Source organism: Paenibacillus sp. FSL H3-0310 (genome assembly GCF_038002785.1).
In the GTDB taxonomy this organism is placed as follows: Bacteria; Bacillota; Bacilli; order Paenibacillales; family Paenibacillaceae; genus Paenibacillus_AQ; species Paenibacillus_AQ odorifer.
In genome coordinates, this window is record NZ_JBBODC010000003.1 from 386010 (window position 1) to 396094 (window position 10085).

General features: G+C 47.8%; 7 protein-coding genes. All 7 read left to right on the forward strand.

Translation table 11 applies throughout. From position 1 onward, the window contains the following. Positions 1-2: 2 nt before the first annotated feature. The 7 genes from MHH63_RS27730 (at position 3) to MHH63_RS27760 (ending at position 10045) form a co-directional block, all read left to right on the forward strand. The gene (locus MHH63_RS27730) at positions 3-1724 is read left to right on the forward strand and encodes a sensor histidine kinase (RefSeq protein WP_341172310.1); all 1722 of its coding nucleotides are present in this window, start codon (positions 3-5) and stop codon (positions 1722-1724) included. Then, positions 1724-3307 (forward strand): response regulator transcription factor, encoded by a 1584-nt coding sequence (locus tag MHH63_RS27735; RefSeq protein WP_341172311.1) that lies wholly within the window; start codon positions 1724-1726, stop codon positions 3305-3307. The genes MHH63_RS27730 and MHH63_RS27735 overlap by 1 nt, the downstream gene beginning before the upstream one ends. 169 nt (positions 3308-3476) lie before the next feature. Then, a complete protein-coding gene (locus MHH63_RS27740; RefSeq protein ID WP_051490863.1) occupies positions 3477-4406 on the forward strand; it encodes a carbohydrate ABC transporter permease in 930 nt (309 codons plus the stop codon). A 15-nt stretch (positions 4407-4421) separates the two neighbouring features. After that, entirely contained in the window at positions 4422-5258 is an 837-nt protein-coding gene (locus MHH63_RS27745) for a carbohydrate ABC transporter permease (protein WP_036675652.1), read from the forward strand. Between the two features lie 141 nt (positions 5259-5399). Beyond that, complete coding sequence (locus tag MHH63_RS27750; protein ID WP_076100552.1) at positions 5400-6797, forward strand: ABC transporter substrate-binding protein; 1398 nt, start codon at positions 5400-5402, stop codon at positions 6795-6797. Positions 6798-6912: 115 nt separating this feature from the next. Continuing rightward, positions 6913-8187 carry an alpha-L-fucosidase gene (locus MHH63_RS27755; RefSeq protein ID WP_341172312.1) on the forward strand — a complete coding sequence of 425 codons (1275 nt, stop codon included), beginning with the start codon at positions 6913-6915 and terminating at the stop codon, positions 8185-8187. A 25-nt stretch (positions 8188-8212) separates the two neighbouring features. Then, a complete protein-coding gene (locus MHH63_RS27760; protein ID WP_341172313.1) occupies positions 8213-10045 on the forward strand; it encodes a glycoside hydrolase family 35 protein in 1833 nt (610 codons plus the stop codon). The last annotated feature ends 40 nt before the right edge of the window (positions 10046-10085 follow it).

The following is a 10085-nucleotide window of genomic DNA, read 5'->3' on the forward strand; positions in this document are numbered from 1 at the left end:
ACATGTTCAAATTCACTTACTATAGACGTATCCAGGTTTCATTTCTTTTGCTGATTTTTATCCCGCTGATTGCAGTATCGATCATCTCCTTCGTGCTCATCCGGGATACGATGGTAGAGAAGCTGCAGCTCAGCAACGATAACTTCCTGAACGTTATGATTGACGAACTAAATAAAACTATTGATGATGTGACGTTCGCTTCCCATTTTATTGTAAACGATACCAATTTCCGCGCTAATCTGAAGTCATTTGCGGATACTGAGCGGCTAAATAGCTATCAGGATTATGTACATTTTACGCAAATTCAAGATGTGTTTTCGCTCATCAACTCTAAGCCGTTGAATAATAATATCCGCATGTATTTGGTCAACCGGAAACACTTTGTGATCTCTTCTGGGACTGAAAATTTATCCGTGATCAATGCCAACCTGGACAAGCTGATGAGCCGTGTCAATATTCACGAACCGGAGACCTTGCAATGGCTTGGGATGGCCGACAGCGGCTCCGGCAAAAGCAGCAGCTATTATATTGCCAGAGTAATCTATGACAGCCGGGAGAAACGACAGGTGTCCGTGCTGCTTATCTCAATTCCTGAATCCTATTTCAATAAATTGCTCGGACCCGTCGAATTTGGCAAGGTTGCGTTATTTGATTCTGGAGGAGGCTTGATCGCTGGGAACTCAGAGCTGGCTCCAGAAGACAAGGAAGCGAGAGGAAGCGTTCGTACGGCCAGAGCTATCGACAAATCCAATTGGCAGCTGATCTATGAAGCTTCGGAGAAAGAATGGTCGGGCCAGATCTCGCGGACGTTTTATAGTGGCATTGGCTTGGTACTCCTCTTATTTATTGTCTTTTCGGCTACCTCCATGCTGATTGCCAAAAGATTGCATAGTCCGATCATGAAGCTGCAGCGCGTTGTGCGCCAGTTCGGGATGGGGAATCTTGATGTCAGGCTGGAGGTCAAGGGCAAGGATGAAATCGCTGAGCTGGGGCAGACGTTGAATACTATGCTAGACCAGCTGCAAGGACTGATTCATGACATCGAGCTGGAGCAGGAACAGAAGCGGGTGATGGAGCTGGAGGCGCTGTTTATGCAGATTCGCCCCCATTTTTTGATCAATACGTTGAATTCGATTAAATGTAGCCTTATTTTGGCCAAAGATAAGCTGCATAGCGGGATCATCGATTCATTAATGAGTCTGCTCCGGGCTTATTTGAAGGTCAATGAACCGGCTACCTTGCGGGAAGAATGCAAACTGCTTGGCCATTATATCGATATTATGAAGATCCGTAACGAAATCCCTCTTGAACTGGAGGTCGATCTGGAAAAGGATACAGAGAAGCTCATCGTCCCTAAGCTAATTTTGCAGCCCCTTGTAGAAAATGCAATCGTCCACGGATTGGTTGACCACCCGGCACCGCGTATTGTCGTTCGCTCGCGAACGGTCCCTGATGGGATCATGATTGAAGTTGAAGATAATGGCTGCGGTGCAGGGGCTGAAGTTCTGGCGGGCCTGAACCGCAGGTTACTGTATAAGGACGATGAACAGGATGAAGCTTATCAAAGGGTCGGTTTAATGAACGTGGTTCAAAGGCTGAGGCTGACCTATGGTCAGGATACCCGCTTGTCGCTGCATAATCTGCCGCAGGGTGGGGTTTCCGTTTCTCTGTATTTGCCGCAAGGCAATCATCAGGTTAATCTGTCAGAGAGAGAGGGATATTGATGTATAAAGTGATGCTCATAGACGATGATGTTCCTATGCTCAAAGTGCTTCAGCAGATGATTGACTGGGAGACACATAGCTTGCAGATTGTCGGCAGCACCTATTCCAGTGCCAAGGCGTTATTAATGTTTGAGGAAGTGCAGCCTGACATTGTGATCACGGATATTGGTTTGCCGCAAAAGAACGGGATTGAGCTAGCCGATTGCTTCACCCGCATGAAGCCGGAGGTCAGAATTATTTTCCTGACCTGTCATGAGGATTTCCATTATGCTCAGCAAGCGGTAAAGCTGAAAGTGGATGATTATTTAATCAAGGACCAGCTTACAGAAGAGCAACTGGAGAAAAGCCTTGCCAAGTCCGTACACTTGCTTAAGTCGAAGATCGGGTTGATCAGCCATGGGGAGACAGGCTACAACAGCCAGCTCTTCCGGCAGAACCTGCTGCAAAGGGTGATTGGCGGTGCTCCGCCTGAAACCACACTGGCCTATGCGGCGCAAATCGGCATATCCTGGACGTATCCGTGGTTTATGCTGGGCACGGTCAGTATTCATTTTTCCAGTTTCGACAAGCGATACAAGCAGAGTGAGTATCCACTTATTCTATATGCTATTTACAATATAGCCTTGGAATTGTCCGAAACGTGTGAAGGGGTTACGCCTTTCTTGGAGCAAAAGAATATTGTGATTTTATATAATTACCGTGTGAATCTGGCGCAGAATGCCAGTCTTCATTTTCACGATTATTTACAGCGGCTGTGTTCTGAATGCTCCCATCTTCTTAAGATTCAACCGGGCATTATTGCCGTCACAGAGAAAATGGAGCTACAGGCGATTGGCCAGATCCATCGGCAGATTGTTCAGGACAAATGCGAGTTCTATGCAAGTGCGGATTACACGGTTCTGGATACTTTGCAAATCGCTTCTCCACGTTTCCAGCCTGCTCCCCAAGGATTTCTGGACAGCTATATCCCGCAGATGGAACGGGCCGTGATTAAAAAAGACCTTGAAGCCATCCGTGGCACTCTACAGGAAATCGCTAGGACTGCAAAAGCAATGTCTATTCATCCTGGCGATTTCGCCCGGGATTTATCCTTTATGCTCCGCGGCATCGAGTTAATGTTTACGAGCCTGATGTTCGATGAGGATCTGTTCGTCTATCTCGTGCAGACCCGCACACTTGAAGATACGATGGAACTGGTGGAGAGAAAGCTTGTACAGATTACAGGCAGCAAGCAGCAGGTGACAGGAGCTTCTCCGCAGGAGCCCAAGCTGCAGCTTATCCAGCAGTATATCGACCAGCATCTAGGCGATAATATCACTTCAATTGATATGGCACGTTATCTGTTTCTGGATCCAAGCTATTTTTCGCGTTATTTCAAGCGCATGACTGGCCTGACCTTTACGGACTATGTGCATCAGCACAAGATGAAGGTCGCTACCAAAATGCTGAAAATCTCCAGCCAGAACCTGGAGTCGCTGGCCGTCGGCCTGGGATATTCGGACAGAACCTATTTTTCAAAAGTGTTCAAAAAATATGTAGGAACAACGCCAAGCGAATATAAATCCAAACATTCGGTACGCTGAGAAGCACAATTGTTAATGATATGAACAGACGCGCCGCCCCTCTAGGGCGGTTTTTTGTTGTCGGCGGACAAAGGTCAAAATCTTGCACATTCCGGGTCATAATCACTCCTTCTTGCGGAAGGCGGATGTATTACTATAATGACAAATCAAATTGTCGAGGTGATACAACGTGGAGGCTGCAAAACAACCTGTGCCAAAAATTCTGCAAGAGAAGCGGAAATTCTGGACTCCGCAACGGAAAGAGGCTTTAACCGGGTGGCTGTTTTTGGCACCCGAAATTGTCGGGATGCTATTTCTTAATGTATTTGCGCTTGGATTCTCACTTTATTTGAGCTTCTCGAAATGGGATCTATTGTCGGGAGTCAAAGGAATCGAGTTCATCGGATTGGATAACTATATCAAAATGTTCCATGATCCGAGTATCATTCAAGCTTTGAAGAACAATGCTTTTTATATGATTATGACCGTGCCGATACCGATTGCGATTGCGCTGGTGCTCGCGGCATTGATTCAAAACAGTGTGTTCCTCAAAAATTATTTTAAAGTGGCTTTCTTTATTCCTTATATTTCTTCGATTATTGCGATAGCTGCCGTATGGAGTGCATTGTTCCATCCGTCTCTTGGACCGATCAATCAGTTGCTGATGGAGTTTGGAATTTCCAGCCCTCCGAAATGGCTAGTTGATCCAAAGACCTCACTGTTATCCATTGCTATTATCAGTTCTTGGGCGAGTCTTGGCTACACCATAATTATCTATATGGCTGGCTTGACGAATATTTCCGATGAAATCTACGAAGCCGCCGAAATAGATGGCGCCAGCGCGTTGAAAAAATTCTTTGCCATCACAGTTCCGATGCTGCGTCCGACCACATTTTTCCTGCTTATTACCATGCTGATTGGCTCGTTTAAGGTGTTCGACATCATCGCCTTTTTGACCGAAGGTGGCCCGAATAATTCTTCTACCGTGCTTGTGTTCAGGATCTATGAGGAAGGGTTCAAATACTACAACATGGGCTACGCTTCTGCAATTTCCTGGCTGCTATTCGCTGTCATCGGCTTGATTACCGCAGCCACTTGGAAAATGAGAAATGAAGAATAAAGGGGGGAGATTAACATGCAACTGATTAGAAAAAATATGTCCAGAGTGATCACTACCTGCATCATGGGCGCTTTGTCCATTGTATTTCTTATTCCGCTGATCTGGATGATTTCCGCAGCCTTCAAATATGAAAAAGATGTAATGCGCTTCCCGATCCAATGGATTCCCGAGAAGATCAATGTAGCGTATAATTTCAAGATGGTTTGGATGGGACGGGTACCTTTCTCCCATTTCTATTTAAACTCCTTTAAAGTTGCGATTATTACAACCTGCATCACACTGATCATTTCATCTATGTCGGCGTATGCCTTGACCAAAATCAAGTTTAAAGGACGGAATATGGTCTTTCTGGCGCTGCTGTCATTCATGATTATTCCTGACCAGGCCACGCTGATTCCGCGTTTTCTGCTGATTCGTTGGTTCGGCCTCTATGATACTCATGCTGCTATCGTATTAATGAGTATGTTCTCCATTTACTTCACGTTCTTGCTGCGGCAATTTATGATTGGTATCAGCGACGAATATATTGAAGCGGCGCGAATTGATGGTGCAGGCCATTTGCGGATATTCTGGTCTATCATTGTTCCGCTCTGCAAGCCGGTGCTCGCTACCGTGGCGATCATTAAATTTATCTGGACCTGGAATGACTACCAGAATCCGCTGATCTTCTTGTTAAACAAGAATCTGTACACTATCCCACTCGGTATGACACTGTTCCGAGACGATTATTCGAACAACTATGCGATTATGATGACGGCAGCCGTTTCGGCGATCATCCCATTGGTCATCGTGTTCATTGCCCTGCAAAAGCAAGTCATTAACGGAATCTCCTTGGGAGGCGTAAAGGGCTGACTTGCGGGTATGCAAAAGAGGGTAAAAGTCAAAAATGTGATCCTACTACAGCAAAATTGTGCACTTGGCCTGTACAGCGGGTGCCTATAATAAGAAATGAACAAGGCACTATACTTAAATTTCAGTGCGGGGGGAAGTAAAATGAAAACAAAGGGCAAAAAAAGATTATCCGTTGTACTAGGCTCCATGCTGGCGGTTTCCTTAACGTTAAGCGCCTGTGGAAATTCCGGAAATTCAGAGAAGAATGGCGGTGCTGAAGCCAGTACGAATGCCGGGAACACCAAGGTGGACAAGCAAGTCGCCATCAAATATTACAACTGGGACAATGAAGCCCAATCAGCAGGCACGGATGCCATGCTGCAGGAATTTATGGATCAGAACCCAAATATCAAGGTAGAGCATGTGACACTCGTTCCCGGTGATTCTGTGGAGATGCTGAAGAAACTCGACTTCCTGATTTCATCCGGCGAAGCGATTGACGTTGTTCAGGTACCAAGCCTTGGAGGCGTACTTGAACGGGCGACCCGGGGAGCACTTGCCCCGCTGAATGAATTCTATGAGAAGGATAACCTCGTTCCTGAGGATGAATATTATGTGAATGCTAAGGTAGACAACAACTACTATGGGATGCAATATACCAAGAGCAGCAACTATGTAATGCTGAATAAAGATGCACTGGATGAAGCTGGGCTGCCTGTACCTACTTTTGGCTGGACATGGGATGACTACCGCGACTATGCCAAAAAACTGACCAAAGGTGAAGGCGTAGACAAACGTTACGGCACATACTTCCACACCTGGGAGTTGTATATGAACGCTCCGGCCCAAACGATGATGAAAGATCCATTCGTGTATGATGACGGGACGACCATTTTCGCGGATCCAACCTATAAATACTTCTTCCAGCTGCGCAAAGATATGGAGTCTGCTGATAAATCTGCGAAAACTTATGCAGACGCTTTAGCGGCTAAGCTCAATTACCGCACGGAATTCTTTAATGAAGAAGCCGCTATGATTCTGGCTGGTAACTGGACGATTGCTGATCCGGGCAATACTGAGCAGTATCCGCATGATTTTAAGACAGCTTTTGCTCCGGTACCGGTGCCTCCGGCAGGATCGGAACCGAAAGAATACGAGGGCAAATACTTCACCAGCGGCAATATGCTGGCGATGGGCGCTACTTCGAAGAACAAAGAGGCGTCTTTCCAACTGATGAGATTTATGTCAACGGCTGTTAGTGATAACAGACTGGAATTCTCCGGTTATAAAAAAGCGGATAATGAAGCCTTGCTGACCAAACTGGTAGCTGGCAAAGAGGATATGTATGATATGGATTCACTCAAATATACACTCTTTGACAGTGCAATCCAGTTCCTTGATGGTGCACAGGTGATGACGACGGCAACGTCCGAATTGACCAAAATAATCGATGACGGCTTCAGCAGATTTATGCTTGGAAATGAATCGATTGATAAGGTGCAGCAATGGATGGTTGATGAAGCAACAAAAATTATCAACGAAAAAGGTGTCATCAAATAAACAGGGAATAAGCAAGTATCACAAGTTGTGGACGAGGCTTTGGAAGGTCATCAACTGGCTTTCCAAAGCCTTATTTATATATTGGGCCTACACAAACATATGGGAGAGTGTAGCAATGATGGAAAGCAGATTTTCACAGAACAAGCCGGAAGAGAAATTGGCGCTGCCTTCTAGGGAACAGCTGGAGTGGCAGGACCTGGAGCTGGGGATGTTTTGCCATTTTGGCATCAATACGTTTTGCGATCAGGAGTGGGGAGAAGGCAATGATTCACCTGCGGTCTTCAATCCGCTTCATTTGGATGCCCACCAATGGGTTAGTACAGCCAAAGAAGCTGGATTCCGTTATTTTATACTGACAGCTAAACATCATGATGGCTTCTGCTTGTGGCCGACTGCGACAAGTACTTATTCTGTGGCTTCTAGCCCATGGAAAGAAGGGCGCGGCGATGTCGTCAAGGAATGCGCGGAGGCTTGCCGTGAACTTGGAGTTGGCTTCGGCATTTATTTGTCTCCGTGGGACAGACATGAGCCCTGTTATGCAGATCCGCAAGCGTACGATGATTTCTATGCCCTGCAATTGCAGGAATTGCTTACGGGCTATGGTCCGCTTACGGAAATTTGGTTCGACGGCGCAGGGTCGGAGGGCCGCAATTACGATTGGCAGCGGATTATGGATCTGATCAAGTGCCATCAGCCAGGCGCCATGGTGTTTAATATGGGGGCACCAACGATCCGCTGGGTTGGCAATGAGGATGGTGTTGCTCCTTATCCATGCTGGAACACTGCGAATTCTGCGCGGGGTAGCATGTTCAGTGAAGCTTCATTGAACTGGCTTCCCGGAACGCCGAGCTGGGTGCCTGCGGAATGCGATGTGCCCATCCGTAAAGACCGCTGGTTCTGGCATCCTGAGGAGGAGCATCTGCTGCTGTCTCTGGAGCAGCTAATGGATATTTATTATCGTTCGGTTGGACATGGGGCAACTTTGCTGCTCAATGTAGCCCCTGACAAACGCGGGCTGTTTCCGGAGGCTGATGTGCAGCGGCTGCTGGAATTCGGCAAGGAGATAAGACGCAGATTTGACAAGGCTCTGGCGGTAACCGCAGGTACTGGAGATATTGTTGAACTGGAATTGCCAGCAGCTACTGTGATTGATCATGCCGAGATTATGGAGGATATCGCTTACGGCGAAAGAGTAGAAGGATATATGCTGGAAGCGTACAGCAACGGAGCGTGGCTGGAGTTGAAGCGTGGCAGTTCGATTGGCCATAAGAAAATCGATGCCTTCCCTCCGGTTGTCGCAGAGAAAATCCGCTTACGGGTGTCAGAAGCTGCCGCAAGCCCCAAGATCAGACGGCTTGCCGTCTACCACTGCGGGGAATCGTTAGAATAAATATTATTAAAGGAGGTTGTCGATAATGAGCCTGCTCACCTGGAACGACGGACACTATTTGCTGGACGGACAGCCTTATCGTATCGTATCGGGAGCCATTCATTATTTTCGGGTTGTGCCTGAATATTGGAAAGACCGGCTGCTGAAATTGAAAGCCTGCGGATTCAATACCGTGGAGACCTACATCGCCTGGAATATACATGAACCTAAAGAAGGGGAGTTCGTATTTGATGGCATGGCCGATGTGGTATCTTTTATCGAGCTGGCTGGGGAGCTTGGGCTTCATGTTATTGTCAGACCGAGTCCATTCATCTGTGCGGAGTGGGAGTTCGGAGGCCTGCCGGGCTGGTTGCTAGCTTACGGGGAACTCCAGCTTCGCTGCTGTGACCCTCTTTATTTAAGCAAGGTAGACCGTTATTACGATGAGCTAATTCCTCGGCTGGTTCCGCTGCTCTCCACACATGGCGGACCAATTCTGGCCGTTCAGGTAGAAAATGAATATGGCAGCTATGGTAATGACAGTGGCTACCTGGGCTATATGCGTGATGGACTGGTCAGCAGAGGGATCGATGTGCTGCTCTTTACTTCCGACGGGCCAACCGATGAGATGTTGCTCGGCGGAACACTGGAGGATGTGCATGCGACAGTCAATTTCGGCTCCAGTACAGAGGAATCCTTCCGCAAATATCGGGAATACCGCTCTGAAGAGCCGCTTATGGTGATGGAATACTGGAACGGCTGGTTTGATCACTGGATGGAGGATCATCATGTACGCGATGCCGGGGATGTAGCAGGTGTTCTGGATGAGATTCTGACCCAGGGCTCCTCATTTAATATGTACATGTTCCATGGTGGAACCAATTTTGGTTTCTATAATGGTGCGAATCATATCGTCACCTACGAGCCAACGACTACAAGCTATGACTATGATGCCCCGCTCACGGAATGGGGAGATACGACGGCGAAATTTGAAGCTGTCCGGTCGGTACTCAGCAACCATGGATTTGCCCCGACTTGTCCACTCCCTGAGCCGATTCCGAAGATTTCTTACGGGAAAGTCGCTTTGACGGAAAGAGCGGAACTATTCACGGCTTCCAATCTGGAGAAGTTATCAGAGACGGTGAACAGCGTGTGTGTACAGCCGATGGAGAAGCTCGGACAATCCTATGGTTTTATATTGTACAGCACTTTTGTGCAGGGACCGCGGTCCAGACAGAAGCTTTACATCGAGGGCGTGCGCGATCGGGCGCAGGTCTTCCTGGATGGACAGGTGCTTGGGGTGATTGAGCGCTGGAATCCGCTGCCACTGGAACTTTCCATCCCCGCTGGGGGAGCGCAGCTGGATATCCTTGTCGAGAACATGGGACGAATCAATTACGGGCCGCTCATTCGCGATCCGAAAGGGATTCTGGACGGGGTTCGGATTGATAACCAGCTGCAATATAACTGGACGATTCGTACTTTGCCGTTGGAACAGGAACAGCTGGCTTCACTAGCGTACAAGAAGCATCCGGTGGAGAAGCAGCAAGCTGCGCCCCTATCGGGTCTGCCCGGATTCTACCGGGGGAGCTTCGAGGCGGAGGAGATTGGCGATACCTTTCTACGATTCGATGGATGGAATAAAGGGGTCGCCTGGATTAACGGATTTAATCTGGGCCGTTACTGGAACGTTGGACCGCAGCGGGCGCTATATATCCCTGGTCCACTCTTGCGCAAGGGGTGCAATGAGCTGGTTCTTTTGGAGCTGCATGGCCGTGCGGAGACTTGCGAGATTGAGCTTGTGAACCTTCCTGATCTGGGAAGAACTTCGGCCGTCGATGACGCCGTGTTGAATTTTGTGCAGGATGATAACTTGTAGATGCCTTTAGCTTTAACCAATTCTAAGATTGGGGTGAACA